General features: G+C 62.4%; 19 protein-coding genes. 3 read left to right on the forward strand and 16 right to left on the reverse strand.

All coding sequences use genetic code 11. The features are described from left to right. Window positions 1-81 precede the first annotated feature (81 nt). The 3 genes from ATB98_RS20405 to ATB98_RS20415 all read right to left on the reverse strand — a co-directional run bounded on the left by ATB98_RS20405 (window position 82) and on the right by ATB98_RS20415 (window position 4,628). Window positions 82-1,677 (reverse strand): hypothetical protein, encoded by a 1,596-nt coding sequence (locus tag ATB98_RS20405; RefSeq protein WP_174551911.1) that lies wholly within the window; start codon window positions 1,675-1,677, stop codon window positions 82-84. Between the two features lie 138 nt (window positions 1,678-1,815). Continuing rightward, window positions 1,816-2,379: a transcription termination/antitermination protein NusG gene (nusG, locus tag ATB98_RS20410; RefSeq protein ID WP_153435413.1), complete on the reverse strand. Its 564-nt coding sequence runs from the start codon at window positions 2,377-2,379 to the stop codon at window positions 1,816-1,818. A 146-nt stretch (window positions 2,380-2,525) separates the two neighbouring features. After that, window positions 2,526-4,628 (reverse strand): GumC family protein, encoded by a 2,103-nt coding sequence (locus tag ATB98_RS20415; RefSeq protein ID WP_084435628.1) that lies wholly within the window; start codon window positions 4,626-4,628, stop codon window positions 2,526-2,528. Between the two features lie 616 nt (window positions 4,629-5,244). Here ATB98_RS20415 and ATB98_RS20420 point away from each other — a divergent pair. Continuing rightward, entirely contained in the window at window positions 5,245-5,664 is a 420-nt protein-coding gene (locus ATB98_RS20420; protein ID WP_066876822.1) for a hypothetical protein, read from the forward strand. 105 nt (window positions 5,665-5,769) lie between these two features. Here the strand turns inward: ATB98_RS20420 and ATB98_RS20425 are convergent, their stop codons facing one another. Both ATB98_RS20425 and panD read right to left on the reverse strand, forming a co-directional pair. After that, window positions 5,770-6,531 (reverse strand): LuxR C-terminal-related transcriptional regulator, encoded by a 762-nt coding sequence (locus tag ATB98_RS20425; RefSeq protein ID WP_066877401.1) that lies wholly within the window; start codon window positions 6,529-6,531, stop codon window positions 5,770-5,772. Between the two features lie 418 nt (window positions 6,532-6,949). Continuing rightward, window positions 6,950-7,402: an aspartate 1-decarboxylase gene (panD, locus tag ATB98_RS20430; protein WP_066876823.1), complete on the reverse strand. Its 453-nt coding sequence runs from the start codon at window positions 7,400-7,402 to the stop codon at window positions 6,950-6,952. Window positions 7,403-7,630: 228 nt separating this feature from the next. On the opposite strand from panD, the gene cueR reads away from it, so the two are divergent. Then, a complete protein-coding gene (cueR, locus tag ATB98_RS20435) occupies window positions 7,631-8,095 on the forward strand; it encodes a Cu(I)-responsive transcriptional regulator (protein ID WP_066876824.1) in 465 nt (154 codons plus the stop codon). Window positions 8,096-8,138: 43 nt separating this feature from the next. Here cueR and ATB98_RS20440 read toward each other — a convergent pair whose 3' ends face one another. The 3 genes from ATB98_RS20440 to ATB98_RS20450 all read right to left on the reverse strand — a co-directional run bounded on the left by ATB98_RS20440 (window position 8,139) and on the right by ATB98_RS20450 (window position 12,339). Next, window positions 8,139-8,912 carry an FkbM family methyltransferase gene (locus ATB98_RS20440; RefSeq protein WP_066876825.1) on the reverse strand — a complete coding sequence of 258 codons (774 nt, stop codon included), beginning with the start codon at window positions 8,910-8,912 and terminating at the stop codon, window positions 8,139-8,141. A 163-nt stretch (window positions 8,913-9,075) separates the two neighbouring features. After that, entirely contained in the window at window positions 9,076-9,540 is a 465-nt protein-coding gene (locus ATB98_RS20445) for a cyclic nucleotide-binding domain-containing protein (protein WP_066876826.1), read from the reverse strand. Window positions 9,541-9,630: 90 nt separating this feature from the next. Then, the gene (locus ATB98_RS20450; RefSeq protein WP_066876827.1) at window positions 9,631-12,339 is read right to left on the reverse strand and encodes an ABC transporter ATP-binding protein; all 2,709 of its coding nucleotides are present in this window, start codon (window positions 12,337-12,339) and stop codon (window positions 9,631-9,633) included. Between the two features lie 253 nt (window positions 12,340-12,592). On the opposite strand from ATB98_RS20450, the gene ATB98_RS20455 reads away from it, so the two are divergent. Next, a complete protein-coding gene (locus ATB98_RS20455; protein WP_066877403.1) occupies window positions 12,593-13,267 on the forward strand; it encodes a hypothetical protein in 675 nt (224 codons plus the stop codon). Here the strand turns inward: ATB98_RS20455 and ATB98_RS20460 are convergent. The 8 genes from ATB98_RS20460 to ATB98_RS20495 all read right to left on the reverse strand — a co-directional run bounded on the left by ATB98_RS20460 (window position 13,245) and on the right by ATB98_RS20495 (window position 24,101). Beyond that, window positions 13,245-14,426, reverse strand: coding sequence for a glycosyltransferase family protein (locus ATB98_RS20460; RefSeq protein WP_066876828.1), 1,182 nt, complete (start codon window positions 14,424-14,426; stop codon window positions 13,245-13,247). The two genes, ATB98_RS20455 and ATB98_RS20460, sit on opposite strands and share 23 nt — an antisense overlap. Further along, the gene (locus tag ATB98_RS20465; RefSeq protein WP_066876830.1) at window positions 14,408-15,655 is read right to left on the reverse strand and encodes a glycosyltransferase family 4 protein; all 1,248 of its coding nucleotides are present in this window, start codon (window positions 15,653-15,655) and stop codon (window positions 14,408-14,410) included. Before ATB98_RS20465 ends, ATB98_RS20460 begins: the two co-directional genes overlap by 19 nt. A 3-nt stretch (window positions 15,656-15,658) precedes the next feature. Beyond that, window positions 15,659-16,870 carry a glycosyltransferase family protein gene (locus tag ATB98_RS20470; RefSeq protein ID WP_066876831.1) on the reverse strand — a complete coding sequence of 404 codons (1,212 nt, stop codon included), beginning with the start codon at window positions 16,868-16,870 and terminating at the stop codon, window positions 15,659-15,661. A gap of 74 nt (window positions 16,871-16,944) precedes the next feature. Next, window positions 16,945-18,120: an ABC transporter permease gene (locus ATB98_RS20475; protein WP_066876832.1), complete on the reverse strand. Its 1,176-nt coding sequence runs from the start codon at window positions 18,118-18,120 to the stop codon at window positions 16,945-16,947. Beyond that, window positions 18,117-19,115: an ABC transporter permease gene (locus ATB98_RS20480; protein ID WP_066876833.1), complete on the reverse strand. Its 999-nt coding sequence runs from the start codon at window positions 19,113-19,115 to the stop codon at window positions 18,117-18,119. The genes ATB98_RS20475 and ATB98_RS20480 overlap by 4 nt, the downstream gene beginning before the upstream one ends. 1 nt (window position 19,116) lies before the next feature. After that, a complete protein-coding gene (locus ATB98_RS20485) occupies window positions 19,117-21,018 on the reverse strand; it encodes an ABC transporter substrate-binding protein (protein WP_066876834.1) in 1,902 nt (633 codons plus the stop codon). After that, window positions 21,015-22,907, reverse strand: coding sequence for an ABC transporter ATP-binding protein (locus tag ATB98_RS20490; RefSeq protein ID WP_066876835.1), 1,893 nt, complete (start codon window positions 22,905-22,907; stop codon window positions 21,015-21,017). Before ATB98_RS20490 ends, ATB98_RS20485 begins: the two co-directional genes overlap by 4 nt. A 228-nt stretch (window positions 22,908-23,135) precedes the next feature. After that, window positions 23,136-24,101, reverse strand: a complete 966-nt coding sequence (locus ATB98_RS20495; protein ID WP_084435630.1) for a polysaccharide lyase — start codon at window positions 24,099-24,101, stop codon at window positions 23,136-23,138.

Raw genomic sequence — 24,101 nt, forward strand, 5'->3', positions numbered from 1 at the left:
GCGTGACCGCCCACGCGAAAGGCCGCGTTCGGGCGTCTGGTGTGGCGTCTTGGTGAAAGGGGATGGAGGGGTCGCCGTCCGCTACAGGGACAGCCAGATCTGCCTGAAGAGTTCCCGGTTTACCGCTTCCGCGCTGGCGCTCGCGTCAACGGCCCTGATGTCCTTGTCCCGGTTCCTGAGCTCGGTCATGAGCGCCATCCGCGCCTCAAAACCCTCTTTCCGGATTGCTCCCGGCTTGCGCTTCTCGGAGACGGAAAAATCGGAGACGAGGTGGAGGATCAGATGCGGTCTGCACGCCTCCATGTTGCGGTAAAGCCTTTGCTCGAGCCGGATCAAGGTCGCCAGACCGGGGAACGACGGGAGGTTCGACGGTATCATCGGCCCGTCCAGATATCCCTGGCGAACCATTTGCGGCCACCGGTCTGAGATGACGATCAGGCCGCGCGTTGCCCAGCGGCAGGCCCGTTTCACGACGACGTATCGCTCGACCGCAATGAGGACGCCCCACAATGCGAGCCCGAGCGCCAGCACTTTCCGCTTGGCCCCGCCTCGGGGAGTGGATTCCTCGCCGCCGCGCGCGATGACTGCCTTGAACTCGCGCCTGCGGGGAAAGACCAGTTGCTGCAGGCCTTTGCGGAACCACCATCCGCTCCCCTCACCGGTTCCGACATAGGCCCGCGCACAGCCGAACTTCCATCGAAATCTCCGTGTCAGGAGATCGACCTGGGTGCTCTTTCCCAGTCCATCCGGGGCGACGAGCGCCACGACGAGCCCGCCCGATGAAGGCCGTCTCTTTGGCGGGACGGCGCCGGGCATCAGGCGACCAAGCACCCTCAGCGCCAGGTAGGAAGTCTTGCGGACCAGATGAACCGCGGCGTCCGCCATGCCGCTGACGGTCGAGAAGCCGGCCCGCCGACGGATCGCGCGCCGGAGCCCGGCGAGATCTCCACCATGCACGAGCAGGCCGCGACCGCTCGGCCGCACTCTGCAACTGACGGCATCGCGCCCAAGTTTGAATTCGACGCGGTGGGGAGCGTTCCCGCCTGATGCCGACTCAAGGCGGGACAGTTGCTCTTTCCAGTTGCCGCCGATGGTCACCCATTGTTGCCAGGGCAATCTCCAAAGGCGAAACGCGAAGCGGGCAAGGGAAAGGCGGATCTCATCCTCCACGGAGACGAGGGGGACGGACACCCCGTCGGACGAAGTTCTCTCCCATCGCGCTATTGCCGGATAATCCAGGGCCAGATAGCGCTTGCGAAACTCCCAGCCGACACGAATGCCGACGTGCAGGTCGAGGTGGAGATAGGCGCCTCGCGAAAAATCGGGGACGAACCAGTCCTCTCTGCCGGCGCAGACATTGTCGTAGCAGGAAAGGCTCACGCCCCGCACGCCGTTCAGCTCAGCCATTATCGAACAGAACAGCTGGTAGTCCTGCTTATCGACGAGCAGGTCGATGTCGTCGCGGCCGGCAAGCGCTGCAGGCAGGCTCGCGAGATCCTGGATGATCCCGTAGCGCACGCCGGCGACATCCAGGGCGCCGAAGAGGACGGCTGCAACCGGCAGAGCGGCTGCCCGCTCTCCCATGCTTAAAGGGGCGCCTGTATCCATCCGAGAAGGCGCGGTGTCGTCGAGGGTGGCCGACTTCAAGTGCATCGTCGCCTCACCGAGTACCGTCATTTCTCGCCTGCAAGCTCATATCCCGGACCATTTTTTTGCAAGCTACCGCACCGAGGGTGAGTCGTATCACTCATCACCTGCGCCTTAACCATAAATATCTGCAAAAACGCAACAAAGAAATATAACTCTAGAACAATCTTAAGTTACTATCAAGAATTTATCGCGATCGATGTAGATCGGAACTGCACGGTTCATAATATCAATCAGAATCCTGACAGCACCTGATCGGCCAACGTAATCGAGTGTTCCCAGCTGATCTGTAAACGGGCCGTTAGTAACGCGAATCTTTTGACCAGGCTCCAGTAATTCTTTTGGATGAAGGAACCCCTCATCGTCCGTGGCCGCCAATAGGGACTCGACGACCCCATGGGGGACAGGCAGCGGCGCGTGCTCACTCATGACGAGCCGCCGCACGCCGACCGTCGAATTGATCGGCGACCATCTTTGCTGCCGGATATCCAGGGAAACAAAGAGATAGCAGTCGAAATAGGCGCTGCAGACCGTCCTGATGCTGTGCGCGTGCCGAATGGTACGGCGCCGTCGCGGCAGATAGGTTCGGAAGTTCTGCGACGACAGATGCATTGCAGCCAGGTTCTCGCAGCGCTGGTGCGTCTGAACCACGTACCAACGAGCATCGCCCGCGGCTTGGACGCCGTCCGGCCGCTCGAACACGGCCCCTTGCTGTAAGTCTTCCCTCCGCATCATTACCCCCAAATTTACGTGGGGTCGCATCGCGTATATCTTCTAGTTCTTTCGCAGACACGACCAATAATTACAGGAATAAAATGAATATGTATTTACATGTTTACTTTTGTTACAAAGACACTAAACAACTAAAACTTTGACACTCAGTTTCTGTAGTATCCGCTCGATGCATTCCCTTCGATGGATACGTAGCGGCCATATCTCGGCAGCTTTGGCTCGTCCACCATCGTGAGGGCGATGCCCGCAATTCTGGTCCGGCCGCCCAGGTGCCGAATTCCCTCGAACACCGCCTCGCGTGAGGTTTCACGCCACTTCACGACGAAAACCACCTTGTCGACATATCGCTCCAGGATCGATGCGTCGGCCGCCGGCCCGACGGGCGGGGCGTCGATGATCACCGTGTCGAAATTGCCCCGCAGCTCCTCGAGGACGGCGTGCATGCGCGTTGACGCGATGAGGGCAGGCGGATTGAGCGTCTTTGCGCCGGCGGGAAGAACGTGGATACCGGACCGCTCGTCGAGGTGAATCGCGTCCACCGGCTTCATCGGCAGAGACAGGAGATCGACCAGACCGACATTCTCTCCCATGCCGAAGAAGGCGGTCGCGGCTGACATTCGGAGGTCCGCATCGACGACAAGCACGCGTTCGCCATCCGCGACAGCGGAATAGGCAAGACTCAACGCGAGCGTCGTCTTCCCCTCGCCTTGCATTGCCGATGTGACGAGGATGAGCTGCGGCTGGGGTTCGGTCTCGGGGACTCCATCAATTCCAAGGCGGAGCCGTCGCACGGCTTCGCTGTATCTCGACAAGGGTTTACGCTCGAGATAGGCGACGGGCTGGGCCCTCGTCTTGCTGGCGCCGGACCACTCGGTCATTCGTGGCAGGGAGGCCAGAACCGGTACGGCCAGCGCCTCCTCCACCTGGCGCTTTGCCATGAAGCCGGGTGCGAACAGTTCGCGAAGAAGCGCGCCGGCACCTCCGATGGCGAAACCGAAGACCAGGCCCAACGCAGCAAAAAGCGGTCGGTTCGGGAAGCTTGGGCCGGCCGGGACTTCGGCGCGCGTGATCACGCGTACGCCACTGTTGAGCAGAGTCGATTTCTCCTCGGCGATCTTGGCGCGTGAAAGAAAGGTCTCGAAGAGTTCCTTGTTTGCAGCCGCAATCCTCTCCAGATCGCGCAGTTGCACGGCGACCTGGTCTTCGGCCTCGGACTGGTTGGAAACCGATGCAAGAGCGCGGCTGAGCGCGACTTCGCGCGCTTCCGCCGCTTCGACTTCGTTTTTCAGGTTTCCGATGAGCCGCTGAATTTCCGCGGAGATCTGCTCCTCGATATCGCGGCGCTCCGCCTGGGCAGCCGTCACCTCCGGATGCAGTTCGCCGTATTTCAGCGAAAGATCGGTTTCCTTGCGGGCCACCACCGCTTGCTGGGCGCGAAGCGCGGTGACGACGACCGATTGCAGCACGTCGGGTATTGTCTGCGTATCGCCCCCCGTCCGAAGGAGTTTCTCTGCCTGTTCATACTTGGCGCGTTTCGCCGCCAGCTCGGCGCGCGCGTTGATGAGGGCAATGTTCAACTCCGACAGCTGTTGCCCGGTCAGGCTTCCATGCGTCGTCGCCAGGAGGTTGTGCTCCATGCGGAATTTCTGCACCGCCTCCTCGGAGCGGCTGAGTTCCTCCCGCAGGACGGCCGCCCTTTCGCTGAGCCAGGTGGAGGCTTTCTTGGCGCCCTCATAGCGAGACTCGATGCGATCGAGCACATAGACATCGGCAACGGCGTTCGCGAGAGCCGTCGCCTGCTCCGGATCGTGCGAGGTCACCGACAGTTCGATCACGTCTGCAAGACCGACGCGCGAAACCTCGAGAGCGCCCTTCAGCCACTCGAGCGCGCTTCCGTCGATATTCTCGTCCTCCGTCAGTTTTTGACCATCGACGACCTTCTGGAGCAGCGATGCGGATCGGAGGACCGAAATCTGGCTCTCCACAAAGGTCGTATTGTCGCGAAATTCCGGGGCGAGCTCTTGAGCGGAGATGTAATCTTTGGGCGCGTCGAGCAGGATTTCAGCAACCGCCGTGTACGATGGCGTCACGACATAGGACGCTCCGACAAACGCACCCAGGGTGATCGCCGCAATACAGCTGATCAGTTTCCATCGCCGGAAAAGGAAGTCGATAATCTCTCGCAGATCGAGCAGCGCTGGTTCCGGGGGAACGGGAGTGGCAACCATGCGATCCGTCGAACTCTGCATGTCTTGGATCCCAAAAAAATGTCAACAACAATATATTTCAACGCTTCCGCGGCGGCCGAAGGGCCTGCAGCACACGATCGTTTTGAGAGCGAACCGCTAGCCACCGTCAGGCGCGTGGGCCTTTAAACATTTTGCGCATATTCAATTTCGATCGAGCCACTGCCCGGCTGAAAAACATAGCAGGTTCGCGGATAATCGTTCCATCAGCACTAGGACGTAGCGCGCTGAAGCAACACCGAGCCGACCGGCACCTTTTGCCGATCGACCCCCATGAAAAGGTACAATGGGGATACCACCACAGGGGGATCTGGGTGGAATAGTTACGCCGTTCGGGCCAGGCAGGCCCACGGGTGAACGATGCCGGCACCTAAAGCACGGGCGTGATCATGTGTATCCACGCGACGCGCTTTATGCATGTCGTTTTTCCCAAAACCGCCGCGCGCTTTTGGGAGGCATGCCTTGTCCGATGCCCACCCCCGCGGGTCACCTCCGGGGATCGGCTCGCATGACCATAAAGAGCGGCAGTGAAACTTTCATGACGGTTCGCAGATGGTGTCCCATGGAACTCCGGGGGCAAATGTGTAAAACTCCCGCCATTCATCGATCGGTAGTCGACATGGACACTCTCATCGAATTCACTTTGGAGAGCGCGGACTGGATCGCGAGCAAGGCCGGAGTCATCCTGGTGCTGCTGGCGACCTTGCCATGGGTGCCTTTCCTGAAGGGTGGCCGACTGCCGAGATATGGTGCCATCGCGGTGTTCGCTGGCGCGGCGACGGCGATCCTGCTTGGCATCGAAAGCCTCGCGGCAGCCGTCACCATCGTCATCGCCAATTCGCTCCTGCTTTCAATTGTCGTGCTGTCGACCTCGAGACGGCTGGCACGGGTGGAGGCGCATCTCAAGGAGGTCGCGGCGGCCGTGCAGAGCCTGGAAACCGCGGAACAGAGACGGCAGACCTTCGCCGTCAGGAACCCGCTCAAGGTCGCCTCTCGTCCTCATGCGAATGGTGGCGGCGAGCATCGCGGAAAATTCTGATCCGGGGCTCTTTAGATCGAGTTCGATCAAGGACAGGCAGCAATTCGAGCGCCGACAGGGTCTTTGCGCAAATCGACCCACGACGCTGCAGCAAATCTTATGAAGTCAGGAGTGATTATCGCCCGAAAAAAGGTCGTTCAACTTGCAGGCCACTTCGGTCCGGTTCGTAGCCTTCAGTTTCTTCATGATGTTGCGGATATGAACCTTGACCGTGCTTTCGCGAAGATTGAGTTCATGGGCGATTATTTTGTTTGCCTTGCCCCTTCGCAAGGCCTCGACCACTTCCGCTTGACGGAGGGTGAACATTCCCGCGAGCGGCGAAGCCTGCCGCTTCTCGGTCTCGATCAGGTGGCGCACCGCGAGAACGCTGCTTGCCGGCACGAAGACACCGCCCGCCATCGCCAAGCCGATCGCTTCAATGCACACGTCGACACCGACGGACGCCGGGATATACCCGTGCGCGCCGCTTTCGAGGATCTGCAGGATCTGTGCGATGTCGTCACTGTCGGAGAGGACGACGACGGGAGCGGGGTGAAGCTCGGATGCGAGCGCGGCAATGTCTGCCTTGACGTCCTGCGGGTTGCGGCCGCCTATATTGAGGAGGACGGCACCGACCGGAGGGCAGTCCTCCTTGTTCTCACGCCATTCGTCGATCGAACCGAAGGCGGCGACACTCATGCCGAGACCATGATCGATCAGCGTCCTCGCCAGGCATTCGCGGCCCAACGCCCTGTTATCGAAAATAAGCAGGCACGGTTTCGCTACATTCTCTACGGGCTGCCGTTCCGCTTCCCTTGCCGCTTGTCTGACGCCGTTCGCGCGGTGCGGCTTCTGCGCGGCTGCCGGCACTTTCGCGAAAGAAGCCATTGCCGAAACCCCATTGATCATCGCACACTGACAAACTCGTCCAGGAAGGCTAAGGACAATTTCTGCCGAAGCTGTCTGGAATACTTCTTTTACTGAATACCGTTCGATCTTTGCCCTTTGGGCGAGATCTCGTTAACTCAATTAATAGTTGTACTATCCAAAACAACTGCTCTTCGGAAAGAGAGCGGTCTCTCAAATATGCACCGCGAGGATCAACTACTTTATCCTCATCCTTCAGATTAAGTGATGCGGCGAACCGTTTTGCAATGGGCGAAATGAGAGGATGGCTATCACCTTGGAGGTAGACCATAACCCTTCGCTTCTCCTTTCGGGGGACGGCATCATCCTCCGCCCTGTCAGATCAGCTAGCTGATGCAGGTCTGCGCGAGGCTTTAAGCGATGGGCCCGGCCGAGCGCATCAGGCGCCAGACACCTGCAGCGGAATGGGCAATGGCGTGTGCGCCTGATCGAGGATCTCGAAGCGGTATCTCCCCTCCGGGTCGACGCTGACCGAGTAGCTCAGCCGGTCGCGTATATTGTTTTTCTCGTCGAATGTGAGCACCTTCGGCTTCAGCGAGGTGATCCGGCTTTCTTCGAGATAGACCGAGTTGCAGATGATGATCTGGTCGCCGGGTTGACAGGTGCGCGCCGCGGCACCATTGAGGATGCAGCATTTCGAGCCGCGTTCGCCAAGGATGACATAGGTGGAGATCCGCGCACCGGAATTCTTGTTCCAGATCTCCACGAACTCCATCGGCAGAATCCCGGCTTCCTCGCAGTGATCGGGATCCAGCGTTATCGATCCGTGATAGTTGAGGTTTGCCTCGGTCACATGGATGCCGTGCAACTTGCCTGCGACCAGCTTTCTCATATTCTCTCCCCGTCACTCTCGTCGCGCTTTATTAGAAAAAAGTCAGCCGGACGGGAAGAGCCCAACGTGCCACGGCATGGATCGGCGTGAAACCGGGCCGCTGGTGGCGGCGCCCTTGATTTCGCCTTGACCTTCCAACGGTTGGAAGCTCCATCCTCCTCTCATACCACTTCCGGGCGACATGCATTATATCTCCGGCATGTCCTGCCGCGATCGAAAGGTGATGTCATGAATATCGGCGATGTCGCACGCGCCTCCGGCGTCTCGGCCAAGATGATCCGTTACTACGAGACGATCGGCCTCATTCCGCCGGCCGAGCGCAGCGAATCCGGTTATCGCAATTACGACGACAATGACGTGCACCGGCTGCGCTTCATCCGCCGCGCCCGCGATCTCGGCTTCACCGTCGAGCAGATGGCAGACCTTCTGGCGCTGTGGCGCGACCGCTCGCGCGCCAGCAGCGAGGTCAAGAAGATCGCCCTTCAGCAAGTGGCCGTACTGGAGCGCAAGGCTGAGGAGCTCAAAGCCATGAGCCGGACGCTCAAGCACCTCGCCGCCCATTGCCACGGCGACGAAAGGCCGGACTGCCCGATCCTCGACGATCTTGCCGACGCTGCCGCCGATCCCGGAAAGGCGCCGGAACCGGCGCGGTTCGGTCCCGGCGGCATCGATCCAGTGCGCGTGAGATCATAACGACTGCAGATGCGCCTGCTTAGATGGGATACTACAGCGACCTTTACGCGTCTGACAGGACGCGCGGCGCTGTAGCTACAAAAAGCAGGTCGAAGCCCTTGAGTTCGCGCTTGGCGACGGATTTGCGAATTGCCGACCAGATCGCCGAAGGATTTTCCAGTCGAAATCCGCGGAAGCTCCGGATGAGCCGGAAGGTGGCAAGCGCGGTTCTGAGCAGCCGCAGGATGGCGGGCCCGGTGAGCGACGCGGCGAGGATCTGCGGGTGCACGGCCAGAAGCACGCCGGCGGTTTTCTTCCGATCGATCGCGCGGAACTGGTCTAGCACCTTGTATTCGTAGCCTTCGATATCGACCTTGAAACAGAGGCGCCCGGTCCGCGCCATCGCCTGAAGCGCGTGGATGCTGACCGTCTTCGCAGTGATCGACAGACCGGTGTCATCGGCGATGAGCGCCGAGGTCTCGGAACTGCCGAAGCCGCCGCCGACAGAGTTGAGGACGAGACTGGCATCCTCGGACAGCGCCGCGTTGATGAGCTGCACCTCACCCGCATTTTGACCCTTCATCTCGGAGAGGATGCCGAAGCACACCGGGTCGGGCTCGACGACGATGACGTCGTGCGCGATCTGCGCAGTCCAGTAGGGTGTCACGCCGATCCAGCCGCCGATATCGATGTAGGTCGTATTCTCGTCTACGAGGCGTGCAATGTTGCGAAAGGTGTCGGGCTCCCATTGTCCTGCCTGCAGCCGGGAGAAGAACCGCGCCTTTTCCGGCTTGTCGGGGAAGCAAACGGTCTTCTGGAAATAGGTTATGGCGCGCATCGCGCTTCTCTACCGCATAAGCGCCTGAATCGGAATCGACCTTGAGGAAAAAATTATAGGGCACGCAGAGCTTGGTGGTGCACAACGCCGCGAGGCACATCGTCCAGCCTCGCTGCGCGCGTTCTAAGCGGCGGCGAAAGTCGAATGACGAAGCGTGAGGGCCTCAGGCTTCCGCGCGTTGCGCTCGGCTGCGGGCTTCGGTGAGTTCGGAGGTTGTCTGGCTGAGGCGGTCGGCGAGGACCCGCATGATCTCGACGGCCATCTCCGGAAAGTCGGCGAGCAGTTTCAAAAAATCGTCTTTGCGGATGCGCAGGGCTTCCAGCGCAGTCGCCGTCCGGACGGTTGCCGTTCGCGGCGTATTGCAGAGAATGGCGATCTCGCCGACGATCGAATTCTCCTCCACCTCGGCGACCTTCAACTGGCCGTTCGGCGTCGCCACCAGCACATCGGCCCTGCCCGCAAGAATGACGTAGGCTGCGTCGCCGATATCGCCCTGGTGAAACAGGTTTTCTCCCGCGCTGTACATCACCCGATCGGAGGTGAAAGCCAGAAGTTTGAGCTTAGCAGGCGGCAGTCCGGAAAACAGCGTTATCCGGCGCAGCATTTCCACTTCGTCTTTTAGGAGCATAACAGTCCGTTTCTCCGAATTTCTCGCGGCCGCAACCACGTCCGATCCAAGGAAGCTGGCGATGTGCCATCCTCCTCACGTTATATTACATCAAGATGCCAGCTCCTTATAGTCGCTGTCTTTTGAAGGGATTTTTGGCTCCTGCTGCACCAGCCGCCCATTCTCGAAATGCGCGACGCGGTCGAAGTGTTCCGCAAGAGCCTGATTGGCGAGAACCCAGAGGATCGCCGGCTTGCGCTCGCGCGCCCTGAGAAAGTCGAGCACGTTGCGCATGATCTGGTCCTGCGTGCGCTGGTCGAGTGCCAGCAGCGGCTGATTGAAGATGTAGAAATCCGAGGTGCGGATCACGGCGCGCGCCAGATTGAGCTTTTGCCGCTGGCCGGCCGTCAGCCGCTTGCCACCGGCACCGACGTCGTAGTCGAGCCCAAATGCCAATACCTTGTTGTAGAGCCCGAGCGACTCGAAGAGATCGCGCACGATGGCCCTGATCCGCTCGGAACCGTCCGTATGCTTGTGACCGATACGGCCGAAGAGCACGTTGTCGATGATGCTCGCCGACGCCATGTAGCGGTTCGGCTCGTAGTGTTCGATGATGCCGACGAGGTCGGCCGGCAGTCCGTCGCTGAACTCGCGCCGCGCCACGACGATCTTTTCCATCAGGCCGTCGGTCAGGAGGCCGAAGCGGTGCCGGGGCTCGATATAGCCGAAGCACAGGCGGATGATCTTGATCGTGTCGTCTTCTGAAACCTCCTCGAGCGGTCGCCCCCTCACCTTCTGGAGAAGCGCCTCGTAGACGGGAATTTCCTCGGCGGTCATAAAGGTGAGTTGCTGGAAGAAGGGATGATCGGGCGGCAGGTCGCGGAACAGCTCGACGACGTTCTCGGCAATCTCCAATCCCATCTCGTAGAAGATCTCGTGCAGCCCCGCCCGCTTCAGGACGGTCTTGAAGAAGGGATGACTCTCCAGCGCCTGCTGCCAGCGCTCGGTGTTCGTGACTGTTCCGAAGAGCAGGTTTTCGCCGACCGTCGCCTCGATATTGTACGAGCCCGGCTCGAAGAACACGACGAGATCGCTGAGCTTCTCGGCCTCCAGACGCCGGCGAAGCGCCCCGCGCATCGCCACGATCTCGCCGGCGAAAGCCTCGTGCTCGGCGGGATTGATGGTCGCGCGGACGGCCAGGGCCATGATGTCGTTGGTGAGGAGCGTGACGTCGAGCACGGCCCTGACCTTTGCGAAGAGATCTTCAGGGCCGGTGGCGCCCGCCGCCTGATAATCGATCCAGTCGCTGTTGAGATCGAAACAGGGATTGCCGGCGAGCTTCGCCTCCATGAGCTCCCATCGACGGTGGGCGGCCTTGTCGCCGTCATAGACCACCTCGGTCAGCGGCGCATGCTTGAGCCCGTAAAGCAGGTTGTCGCCGAGGCTGCCCTGGAAGGTGTAGACCTCCGAGGAAGCGTAGGAAATCCGTCGTCCGGTGACGGATTCGGGCAGCGCGTGGAGATCGTCGTCACCGACGACGATCCTGCCGCTTGCGGGCCAGGTCAGCCGGCCGAAAGCCTCCGCCAGCGCCTCGCCACCGCCCGCGGTGCCGCCCGTGACGGCGACGGTCTCGCCGGGCTGGATCTGGATCGAGACGTGTTCGACCAGCCTCGACCCGCCGTCGTCGGCGACCGACAGATTGACGGCGGCAAGCGCGCCGGTGAGCGGTGCCGCCGGGGCCATGGAGATCTCCTGCACCTTGACGTCAATCAGCGGCTCGACGCTGAACTGCTCGACGACCTGGGCATATTTGACCTGCACGTCCTGGCGCGCCTGGTCCCAATCGATCAGTTCCTTCAGCGGACCCGGCAGGTCCTTGTAGGCGCCGATGACCGCGACGAGCTGACCGATGTCGAGTTGCCCCTGCAGCGCGAAATAGCCGCCGATCGAATAGAACAGGAAGGGCGTGACCTGCGCCAGGAAGTTGTTCAGGAACTTGACCAGGAACTTCCATTGATAGAGGTCGTAGCGGATCTTGAAGATCCGGCCGAGCCGCGCGGCGATGTCGGCCCTTTCGTAGTTGGACGTATCGTGACCGCGGATCGTGCCGATGCCGTCGACGATCTCGCTCACCCGCCCGGAGAGCTGGCGTGCCGTCAACTGCCGCTCGCGGCCAAGCACCAGGAGCCGCCGGCGCATGCGCGGAATGATGATCGCCTGCACGGCAACGATAACTGCGGCGACGAGCCCAAGCCAGAAGCTCTGGATGAGAATGAAGATCAGCGCCGTAAGCGCCTGGCCGCCAAGTAGAGCGGGCTGCACGAAGGCATCGCCCGTGAAGCCGCCCATGGGCTCGACTTCATCCTTGATCATCGTCGAGATCTCGGCAGGCTTCACGCGCTTCAAATGGCTGGGCGGGAAGCGCAGGACCAGGTCGACCAGTTCGAAGCGGATGCGCCGCAAGAGGCGTTCGCCGAGCCGGCCCTTGTAGGTGTTGATGTAGAACTTGAAGAGCCCGTTTATGATGACGAGCAGCAGAAACACGAGGCTCAAGCCGAGGAGCATCCCCTCGCGCCCGAGTTCGATGCCCGAGAACAGGTTGACCTCGCCGAAGAACGGCAGGTCGAAGGAGATCGGCAGGAAGGCCTGAGTCGCCTCGGGGCTGTCGAAACCCTCGCCCTGAATCGGTCCGTTGACGATCTGCTTCGGCAGGTCGAAGGACAGAAAATAGGGGACCATCGACAGGGCCACCACCAGCAGGATCCAGAGCTGCTGCTTGCGGGTGTGGCTCCAAATATAGCGGGAAAGACGTGGTTCCATGTGCCGGTAAAGGACCTAACTTGAAATTCGGGACCGTACGGCCGTGGGCTGGCCTCTGTCGCAGATGGTACCCGCACACCTCATCTTCAATGGCCCCGCGCCTAGTCCGCCAAATCGTCACTCACGAAATGAGCGCAGAGCCGTGCGCCATGTCAAGCACCTGACAAATATAAGCAAACGCTCAATTCTGGAAGCGATCGGCCTGTTTCGTGCGCCGCTTGCGCTCGCTCAGGCGCCAGCTTACAACAGCCGCATGATGCATGCCAGCCGCTCGCCGCATTCTGCCGAAGATTGGCGCGAAAACGCCTATGACCTTGCCCGGGGGCTCGCCGCCTATTCCGGCAGCAGGCTGGCGGAAGGCATAGCGCGGGTCATTGCGAGGCACCCGGATGCAAAGATCGCCAACGCCTTCAACCACAAGCAGGTCGGCTGCAAGATCTGGGCCCGCGACAAGCTCTTCGACAGTGTCGGCGCCTCCTGTCGCCGAGTCGTCGTGCTCGGCGGCTGGTACGGCATCTTGCCGGCGATGTTGCTCGAGGACCCGCGTTTCGACATCGAAGCGGCCGACAGCTACGACATCGATCCCGCGGTCGCACCGGTGGCCAGCACGCTCAATGCAGCCTTCGGCGACAGGTTTCATGCGGTGACGGCCGACATGCACGCGCTCGACTATCGCAGCCTGAATGCCGATCTAGTCATCAACACGAGCTGCGAACACATCGCCGACCTCGGAAACTGGCTGGGCCTCATCCCGACCGGCACCCGCGTCCTGTTACAGTCGAACAACTATTTCAGCGAGCCCACCCATATAAGCTGCGTCCCATCGCTTGATGAGTTCCGCGCGCGGGCAGGCCTCGCCAGGGTCGACTTCGCCGGGGCGCTGCCGATGAATAATTACACCCGCTTCATGCTGATCGGGACGGTCTGACGCGCTCGGTCGACAGCAGCCGCTCCTCGAGCACTCTCGCCGTTCCCGCCGCGCCCTCGAGATCGAGCGGCGGCATCGCCGGCTTCGGCCGCGCGAGCATAGCTTCGATCTTCCCGGCGAGAAGCGCGGGCGTGATCCCCTCCTCCGGCAGGACGCCGGCGAGGCCGAGTTTCTCGAGCCGTGCCGCGCGCGTCTCCTGTTCCGTCTCGCCGCCGGCGGTGAAAGGAACGAGGAGGCTCGCGCACCCGGCGCGCAGGATATCACAGACGGTGTTGTAGCCGGCCTGGGAGACGGAAAGACGTGCGCCGGCAAGGAGGCTCGCGAAATCCTTCCGGAACCGGAAGAGGCCGACGCCGTCTCCCGCGGCCGCCGCGAAGGCGTCGAAATCAGCCTCGGGCAGATTGGGGCCGGTCACCAGGCACCAGCGGAGCGTCGCCGGCACGAGCCTTGCGGCTTCGAGCGCCGCGCCGATCAGTTCCTTGCCGACCGCACCGCCACCGGCGGAAACGACGATGTCGTATCTTTCGGCCGGTTCGGCCGGCGGCGGTGGCGCGACGAGGCCCGTGTAGACGACCCGGTCTTCCACCTCGCCGGCAAGCAGAAAGGTCTCTTCAAGCCGTGCGAAGGCCGGGTCGCCATGGACGAGCACGAGATCGAAATGGGACTTGACGAGCTCCACCGTTTCCTCCGCCCGCCCGGGCTTGGTGCGCTCCTGCAGAATGTCGCGCAGCGACGTCGCCACCAGCGGGCGCCGCTCCATCGCCGCAATGGCATCGAGCAAGGGCAGCAGCTCGAAGCGCATCTGCCGGCGCCCGAACGGAAAGGCCTCGATGATGACGATGTCCGGGTCGGTCGCCCGAAGCGCCTCGATCAACAGGCCCTTGCGGCGCTCCTCGAAGGCACGGGTGACCGGATTGCCCTCGCCGTCGACGAGGCCGGAAAAGCCCTTGTCACCGGAAGTCACCGCCGGCAGGGCAATTGTCTTCACGCCTTCGCCGGGAAATCCCGGCACGGCCGTGCCGCCCATGACCATCGTGACCTCGAGACCGCGCTCCACAAGCGCCTTCGCGATGCGGCTCGCCCGGGCGAGATGGCCGATGCCGAGGAGATGCTGCACATAGAAGAAGACACGGCGTCCCATCAAAGGCACCTTTTCCATTCGCTTTCGAAGAGTTCGCCCAACTGGCGGACGCTCGAATGATGGTCGAACTCGGCGCGGACGCGCTGTTCCGCCGCGACGCCGAGCCGCTGGCGCAGCTCCGGATCGCGGATCAGCCGCTCGAGCGCCGCCGCGAAAGCGCGAGGATCCTCCGGCGGCACGACGAGGCCGTTCCGACCGTCTTCGAGCAGTTCCGGAACGCCGGAAACCGCCGTGGAGACGCAAGCGAGCCGCTGGCTCGATGCCTCGACCAGGACGTTCGGCAGGCCGTCGCGATCGCCATCGGCCGCTACCCGGCAGGCCAGGCCGAAGACGTCGGCCTCGCGGTAGCGCGCCAGCACGTCTTTCTGGTCGAGCGCGCCGTTCCAGCGAACGCGGTCGCCGAAGCCCCATCGGTCCGCAAGTTTCTCGAGTTCGCCGGCAAGCCCGCCTGCGCCGATATGCTCGAAGCGCCAGTTGAGATCGGCGGGCAGCAGCGAAAGCGCCTTGAGGAGGATGTCGTATCCTTTCTTGGGGACAGCGCGTCCGACGCTGACGATGCGAACCGGATCGCCCGGATCGGACCCGTCGCGGCGCGAATGATCGCCCGCAAAGGGCGGAAATCGGTCGAGATCGAGGCCGTGGTAGCTCAGATGCACCCTCGACTTCTCGCTGGCGAGGCTCTTCAGATGCTCATGGCCGTTTCGTGTGCAGGTCACGGTCCAGCGGGCGCGCCCCAGCTTTTCCGAAAGCTCCCAGTCGGGAGACGTCCAGATGTCCTTTGCATGGGCGGAACAGGTCCAGGGGACGCCGGTGATGAGGCTCGCATAGGCGGTCACCGAGGCCGGCGTGTGGATGAAGTGTGCATGCAGCCATTCGGCGCCTTCCGGCCATTCGGCGGCGAGCACCAGCGCCTGGCCGAACCGGCGGAAGCGGTTGCGCGTCCTGTCCCGCAGGAGATCCTTGGCGAACGGACCCAGCGCCCGCCAGAAGCCGGCCTTCGGTGCCGTCTTTACGAGCGCCCGCAGGACGCGCCAGGGCTCCTCGTGCAGATATTCCGGTAGGTAGTAGACGGCCGCGCGGACCTCGTCATGAACGGGATGGCGCTTGCGGTCGGTCGGCCGCCGCAAGGCAACGAGGACGAGCTCGTGCCCCCGTTTCTCGAGGCCGAGCAGTTCCTGTGCGATGAACGTCTCGGAAAGACGGGGGTAGCCTTTCAGGACAACGGCGATCTTCTTCTGCGGTGACACGGTTCAGTTTGTCTTTACGATGCTTAGGTGCTCTTTCGACCGGTGATCGAGCCAGTCGCCGACGATGTCGGATATATGGACGAGGCCTTCGAGCCTCAATCCGTTGGCATAGCGCGACGGCGGCGCGCGCCCGGGCAGCGCCTTCAAAGACGCGGCAAGCCGCAGCGGATCTTCCGCTTCCTGCGGTAGCAGCATCTCGACGAGGCCGAGAGCCGAGGCGCGCTGGGCGCGGATCAGTTGCTCCTCTCGCGGCTGGAGGCGCGGCACGATCAGCGCCGGCTTGTCGAAAGAGAGTATCTCGCAATAGGTGTTGTAACCGCCCATTGACACGACCCCCTTGGCGCCGGCGACCAGTTCCTCCATGCGATTGTCGAACTCGATCATCCGGATGAAGGGGATCTTGGCTCCCTTCCTGATCAGCTTGTTGCGCTGCTTGGCCGGCATGTAGGGGCCGAGCACCACCAGCGCGTTGTGCGTGAGCCCGGGGTCCTGCTGATAGGCATGGATCACGTCATGGATGAGATCGGCGCCGTCGCCGCCGCCGCCGGTCGTGACGAGGAGGTAGTCGCCCTCCGGCCTGTGGCTCGGAGCGCCGTCATGCGGGATGCCGCGTTGCAGGAAGCCGACGAAATTCATCCGGTCCCGCACGGCCGCCGGTACTTCCAGCCCCACCAGAGGATCATAGAAGTCGGGCGGCCCATAGACCCAGATCGAGTCATAGAACTGCTCGATCTTGCGCATCGTGTCGCGGCGCTTCCACTCGACCTCGAGCAGATGCGGCGCATCCATGATATCCCGCAGGCCCAGCACCAGCCTGGTGCCGTGCGTCTTCAGATAGGTCAGCGTGTCCTCGACCTCGCCGCGCAGCCCCATCGGTTCTTTGTCGACGATGAAGATGTCCGGCTTGAAGGTTTCCGCGGTCGAGCGGATGATCGACTGCCGCATCTTCAGCGTCTCATGCAGGTCGATATGGCGATCGAGCGAGGTGTATTCGCCGTTCCTGAGCTTGATGACGCTCGGTATCTTCACGAAGTCGACGCGGGCGCGATAATCGAAGGCGCCGGCGATGGTCGCGCCGGAAATGATGAGAATCTGCAGTCCGCTGTAGTCTTCCACCAGCGCATGGGCGATCGCCCGGCAGCGTCTCAAATGACCGAGGCCGAAGGTATCGTGACTGTACATGAGGATCCGGGCATCCTCGAAACGCCGTGTCATGCGAAGGACCTTTCGCTCATGAATGGAAGTATCCGGCCGATTGCAGCGGCTGCTTGCGGACCGCGGTATCGAGGCTATTTGTAGGGATCGGCGGCGTCGCGCAACCCATCTCCCAGGAAGTTGAACGCCAATATCACAAGAATGACCGGTATCGTGGGGAAAAGCAGCCACGGATAAAAGGCGATGACGCTGACGCTCCTGGCTTCGGTGAGCAGAATGCCCCAGCTCGTTATCGGCGGACGAAGCCCGAGACCGAGGAAGCTCAGCGCCGTTTCGCCGAGGATCATCCCGGGAATGGAGATCGTCGCCGTCGCGATCAGGTGCGACATGAAGCCGGGAACGAGATGCCGGCCGATGATGCGGCTGCTCCTGGCGCCCATCAGCTGCGCGGCGAGCACATAATCTTCCTCCCTGAGGGCGAGCAGCTTCGAGCGGACCGCGCGCGCGAGGCCGGTCCAGTCGAGGAGCCCGAGGATGACGGTGATGCCGAGATAGATGAGGATCGGGCTCCAGGTCGCCGGCATGATCGCCGCGAGCGAAAGCCAGAGCGGAATGCTCGGGATCGACTGGAGGACCTCGATCAATCGCTGCACGATGAGGTCGAACACCCCGCCGTGATAGCCGGCGAGCCCGCCGATGACGATGCCGAGCACGAAGCTGACGGTGATCCCGAGCAGGCCGATCGTCAGCGATATCCGCGCGCCATAGATGATGCGCGACAGCACGTCGCGACCGAGCCTGTCGGTGCCGAGGAGGAAGAGCTGGCCGCCTTGCGCGGGACAGACGAGATGCAGATTGTTCTCGAAGAGACCCCAGAAGCGATAGCTGTCGCCGCGACAGAAGAACCGGACCGGCTCGATGTCCGCGGGATTGTCCTGGTAGTTCCGCTTCAGCGTGTCCAGGTCGAGCGTCATTGTCCGGCCATAGACGAAGGGACCGACGAAGGATCCCTCATGGAAGAAGTGGACACGCTGCGGCGGCGTGTAGATGAAATCCATGTTGCGCGTGTGCAGGTTGTAAGGCGCCAGGAATTCGCAGATGAGGATCATGGCGTAGAGCACCGCCAGGAAAATGCCCGAAGCGAGCGCCACCTTGTGCCGCTTGAACTTCCACCACATCAGGCGAAGCTGCGACGCCTGGTTCACCCGCACCTGCTCCTCCGTCATCACCTCGACCGAATAGGGATCGAAGGGGGCGGTCGAAACGTAATGCGGCAGCGGCTCGCCGGGCGCAGGAATCGGTGACGTCACTTGGTGCTCCTGCCTTGCAGGCGAATTCTGGGGTCGAGGACGGCGAGCGCCAAGTCGGAAATCAGCACGCCGATGACGGTAAGGAACGCCAGGAACATCAGGAACGACCCGGCCAGGTACATGTCCTGGCTCTGCAGCGCCTTGATCAGCATCGGGCCGGTGGTTTCGAGCGAAAGCACGATCGCCGTGATTTCCGCGCCGGAGATGATCGCCGGCAGGATCGAGCCGATGTCGGAGATGAAGAAGTTGAGCGCCATGCGCAGCGGATACTTGAGCAGGGTGCGCGTGGGCGAGAGGCCCTTGGCCCTCGCCGTCACCACATATTGCTTCTGCAGCTCGTCGAGCAGGTTGGCCCTCAGCCGCCGGATCATGCCGGCCGTGCCGGCGGCGCCGACGATGATGACCGGAATCCAGATATGTTCGAGGATCGACTTCGCCTTCTCCCAGCTCATCGGCTCAGACAGGTATTTCTGATCCATTAGATGGCCGATCGAGGTTCCGAACCAGATATTGGCGAAATACATGAGGATCAGCGCCAGCATGAAGTTCGGGATTGCAATCCCGATCAGACCGACGAGCGACAGGCCGTAGTCGCCCCAGCTGTACTGGTGGGTGGCGGCATAGATGCCGATCGGAAAGGCGATGATCCAGGTGAAGATGATGGTGAAGAAGGAAACGAGGATCGTCAGCCACAGCCGGTCGCCCACCACCTCGCTCACTGGCAGCTCGTATTCGAAGGAATAGCCGAAGTCGCCCTGCAGCATACCGCCGACCCAGTAGACATAGCGCAGAAGCGCCGGCTGGTCGAAGCCGTACTGCTTGCGCAGCGCCTCGATCTGCTCGTTGTCGACGCCCTCGCCCTGGGCCCGCAGCTCGGCGACGTAGCTTTCGAAGTAATCGCCCGGCGGCAGTTCGATGATGGTGAAGACGAGCGCGGAAATGATGAGCAGCGTCGGAACCATGACCGCGATACGCCAGAGAATGTACCGGAGCATGTCAGGCGCCCTCTTCCAGCCAGAAGGTATCGGTCTTGTAGACGCCGAAGTAGCTCGTCGGGTCAAAGCCGTAGAGCCCCTTTTCGGGGAAATTGCGCAGCTTCGTCGTGTAGAGGATCGGCTGCAGCGACGAGTTGACGAGGCCGATCGAGAAGACCTGGTCCGTATAGATCGACAACATCTGCCTCCAGACGTCGGCGCGCTCGGCATCGTCGCTGGAAAGCCTCCAGCGCTTCAAGAGGGCGAGGAGCTCGATCGCCGGCGGCAGATCCGGTGCCTCTCCCATTTCGCCATGCGAGATATAGTTGAGCCCCCAGACCGGCCATTGCAGTTGATCGTCCGCCGTCGGGGCAAGCTGTCCCGGGTTCATGTCGGGCGTCGGCACGCCGTTGTCGATGCCGAACCACATGGACATGATGATCTCTCCGCCGACCGCGCGGCTGCGGAACGTGTCGCGTTGCGAGGTGCGGATGAAGAGCGATATGCCGACCTTCTGCCAATAGTCGGTGATGAGCTGAAGGACATCCGTATCGAGGTTGCTTTCGCCGGGCGTCTCCACGACGATCTGCGCCCGGCGGCCATCCGGCAGGATGCGGATGCCGTCGCTGTCGCGCCTGGCAAGGCCGGCCTCGTCGAGGAGCGCATTGGCCTTGTCCGGATCGTGGGCGATCCAGGCATTGGCAAATTCGGGACGGAACAGCGGGCTCTCCGGAAGCACCGTATCGGCGCTCTCCTTCGTCAGACCGTAGAAGACGGCCATGTTGATCTCGCGGCGGTCGATCGCCAGCGACAGCGCACGACGGACGCGCACGTCCCTCAGCAACGGACGCCAGACCGGGTCGGCGCAGTTGAGATTGGGGAGCAGCGCCAGGCGCGAACCCGAGGTCTTCTTCCAGAGCGTGACCTTCACCGGATAGCGCTTCTCGGCATCCTTGAGGAAGGTGTAGTCGACGAAATCGATGCCGTTCGCCTGGAAGTCGCTCTCGCCGGTACCGGCCTTCGCCGGAATGAGCGCGGACGAGCTGACGCTGAGCACGAAGCGGTCGATATAGGGCAGTTGCAAGCCGTTCTCGTCGACGCGGTGGAAATAGGGATTGCGTTCGAAAACGAACTGCTCGGCCGGCAGCGGCGTGGTGTTGCGCCATGGATCGAGCGTCGGCAGGTCCGGGTTTTCCGGCCGGTAGGAGCGCGCCATGCGCATGTGCAGCTGGGCCCATCTCTTGAGGCGCTCCTCCTTCAGGAGGGCCTTGAGCTTTCCCTCTTCCTGGTACTTCTCGTGGAACTGCTTGAGATAGGCGGACGGCATGGCAATCACCAGCGGCTGCGGTGCCGCCAGCTTCTGCAGGAAGTCCGGGTTGGGTTTCGACCAGGAGTAACGCAAAGTGCGCTCGTCGAGGACTTCGAATTTCGGCGCCTCGCCGTCGATGACCATCGCGGTCGGCACGCCGGCCGGCGACAGATCCTCGTTCTGGAGCACGTCCTCCCAGCAATAGCGGAAGTCCTCGGCCGTCAGCGGCGTACCGTCCGACCACTTGTGGCCCTCACGCAGATGGAAGGTGAAGACGCGATCCTCCTCCGTCTCGTAGCTTTCGAGAACGTCCGCGTGCAGGTTGAGGTCCTCGTCGTAACCGACCAGCCGGGCATAGCCGTAGATCGTCATGAGGCGGATGTCCTTCGCGCTGCCGATCAGGCTGCGGATCGTGCCGCCGTGCCGGCCGGGCTTGCGTCCCATAGCGGCGACGTTGATGACCCGCGGCGTCTTCGGCAGCCGCTCGCCGAGCGGCGGAAGCTTGCCCTCCTGGACGAGGGAGGCGAGCGCGTCGAGCTCGCCCGCGGCCGCAAGCATGGCCTTGGGGAATGCGGTCGACGCAAGCATGGCAAGCGCGATTCTTCGGGTAATCATGGGCGTAACTCCCTCGCGTCCGCCGACTTGCGGGCGAGGACGAGATGACCGCCGCCCAGATCGGCGGGAACCAGCGCATTTTCCTCGCCCCCGTCCGAGAACTGCGCGCCCCAGCGCTGCTGGTCCGACCCTCCGCTCGCCTGAAGCGACTCGAAATCGAGCTTGCGATCGAGATCGGGATAGGGCACCGCCGCCAGGAGCGACTTCGTATAGGGATGCACCGGATTGCGCATCAGCACCTCGCGCGGCGCCAGCTCGACGATCCGGCCGGCGCACATCACGGCGATCCGATCCGCCATGTAATCGACCACCGCGAGGTTGTGGGAAATGAACAGCATCGTTAGGCCGAGTTCCTTCTGCAGATCCTTGAGCAGATTGAGGATCTGGGCCTGCACCGAGACGTCGAGGGCGGAGACCGGCTCGTCGCAGATCAGAAGTTGCGGCACGAGCGCCAGCGCCCGCGCAATGCCGATCCGCTGCCGCTGGCCGCCGGAAAAACTGTGCGGATAGCGGTTGATGAAACGCTGGTCGAGGCCGACCGCCTGCAACAGCGAACGGACCGTTTCGACACGCGACCGCGGCGTTCCCCGCCCGTGGATTTCGAGCGGTTCGCTGAGGATGTTCTTGATCGTCATCCGCGGCGACAGCGACGAGACCGGGTCCTGGAACACCATCTGGATCTTCGCCCGCAGCGCCTTCAGTTCCGCCCCTTCGAGCTTCAGGACGTCCACCGCCCCCTCGCCGTCGTCGAAGGTGACTGTGCCCGTGTCCGGCGTCACCGCGCGCATGAGGATCTTGCTCACGGTCGTCTTGCCGCAGCCGCTCTCGCCGACGAGCCCCAGGCATTCGCCACGGCGAATGTCGAAGCTGACATTGTCGACTGCGCGATGCCTGAAGGTGGTGTCGGCGCCGAACCAGCCGGAACTGCGCGTCGAAAACGTCTTCGACAGGTGGCGGACGGAAACGAGGACCTCCGGCCCGGAAGCCTTTGCGGCGCGCCGGTCGCCGACAAGCGCGCCGGGCTTGACCGATACTTCCCGCAGCGCCTTCAGCCGCTCGCCCGGCTTCATGTCGAAATGCGGCACTGCGGCCATCAGCCCCTTGAGGTAGGGATGCTGCGGATTGCGGAAGATCGCGTCGACCGGCCCCGCCTCGACGATCTCGCCGTGATAGATCACGACGACCTCGTCGGCCATGTTGGCGACGACGCCGAGATCATGCGTGATCAACAGCATCGCCATGTTGAGCTTGCTCTGAAGCTCCCGCAGAAGCTGCAGGATCTGCGCCTGCACGGTCACGTCCAGCGCGGTCGTCGGCTCATCGGCGACCAGCAGCGCCGGGCGGCAGATCAACGCCATCGCGATCATCGCGCGCTGCCGCATGCCGCCGGAAAGCTCGAAGGGATACATGTCATAGGCCCGCTTCGGCTTGGCAAAGCCGACATAGCCCAGAAGCTGTTCCGTTCTCGCCCGCCGCTCGGCCTTGTCCGCGTCCGTGTGGATCTTCAGGACTTCGGAGATCTGATTGCCGATCGTATGGAGCGGCGACAGCGATGTCATCGGCTCCTGGAAGATCTTGCTGATGCGCGCGCCGCGGATCGCCTGGATCTCTTGTCCGTCGGTTTCCAGCCCCAGGAGATCGACCGGCTTCGTCCCGGCTGCCACGTCGTTGAACAGCACCCGGCCGCTGACCTGCGCGACGCTTGGCAGAATGCCCATGATCGCCTGGCTGATCGCCGACTTGCCGGATCCGGACTCGCCAACGAGCGCAGTCACCTTGCCCGGCAAGATCCGGAAATTCGCTCCCCTGACGGCTTCCACCTCGCCGCCGAGCACCGAGAATGTGATCCGCAGACCCTCAACCCGCAGCAGGTCCGCTCCTGACGTCATTGCAGCACGCTTCCCTCATTACCCCTCCTGCACAACCCAGACCCGAGGGGCGCCCGGATAAAAATCATGCAGCAATTCCCAAGCACTACAGCGGCGTTCTCGCTTCCTCACGGGAATGCATGATGCGCCTGCAGCGTCCGCCACGCAAAAACACTAGCGTAGGTTAAACGGGCTGTCCAGCATACCGCCGGAGGGGGTTGACGGGCGCCACCGGGGCGCCGGCGCCCTTTACGAAAAGGGGCAAACGCTCCCCGTCAGGACGTCGGCGCAACGCGGCGAGCGCCGAAAATCGTCGTAGTAGAGCGTCCAGTCGGTCGTGTCGGCGGCACGATAGGGGCCGAACTTGAAATACTGGTTCGCGCCGAGGCCCTTGTCCGCGTGGCCGATGCGCCCCTTGACGGTGACGATCGGCTGGCCGTTGGCAAAAATCTCGATATGGCCCGAACCGTCCGGCCCGGGTTTGGTAAAGACGGCGAAGTCGATCCAGCCGGATTTCGGATCGGGCAGCGGATTGCCGTGGCTGGTGACGGTGATGGCGTTGGTGCACGAATTGAAGAGGGCGCCGTCTTCGGCCTTCCAGGTTCCGTCGGTCGCCACCAGCATGCGCATCTGGTTGACTTCGGGGCGAACCCACACCGGCACTTCGCCCGCGGCGCAGCGCGCCGCCGCGTTCTCGGGGCCGGTTGAAACGGGCGGCAGATAGTTGGTCTCGACAGTCACGAAGAGCTTGCCGAAATTCATCCGGAAGGCCAGGAAGGGACTGAAGTCGCCATCGGCGCCGGCATCGATCTCACGCTTCCATTGGGCGATGAGGTAGCGGTGGTCGCCGCTCGGAATCGGGTCGGCGAACTTGATAGCAAAGCCGTACCACACGCCCTTGTCATAGGGCACGCGCAGTTCCGTCTTCTCCCAGATTTCCGCACGTTCGCTGCAGCCGTCATCCGTTGCGGGACAGTGGGGGACGATGCTCAGCTTCAAGCCGCCCTTGCCCGTGCGCTTGACAGCGTCCTGGAACTCATAGGTGCCGGCGCTCTGCTCGAAATTCTCGCGGTAGTAGAGCCCGCCCTCGGGGGCGAAGTCCCGCCCCTCGAAACCGTCGACCAACTTCCGTTCCACGGGCGGCTGTTCCGCCGATTGCGCGTGCGCCACACCCGGCGCCGCAAGCGCCGCAGCCAACAGTGCGATACGAAACAT

The organism is Sinorhizobium saheli (assembly GCF_001651875.1).
Classification (GTDB): Bacteria; Pseudomonadota; Alphaproteobacteria; order Rhizobiales; family Rhizobiaceae; genus Sinorhizobium; species Sinorhizobium saheli.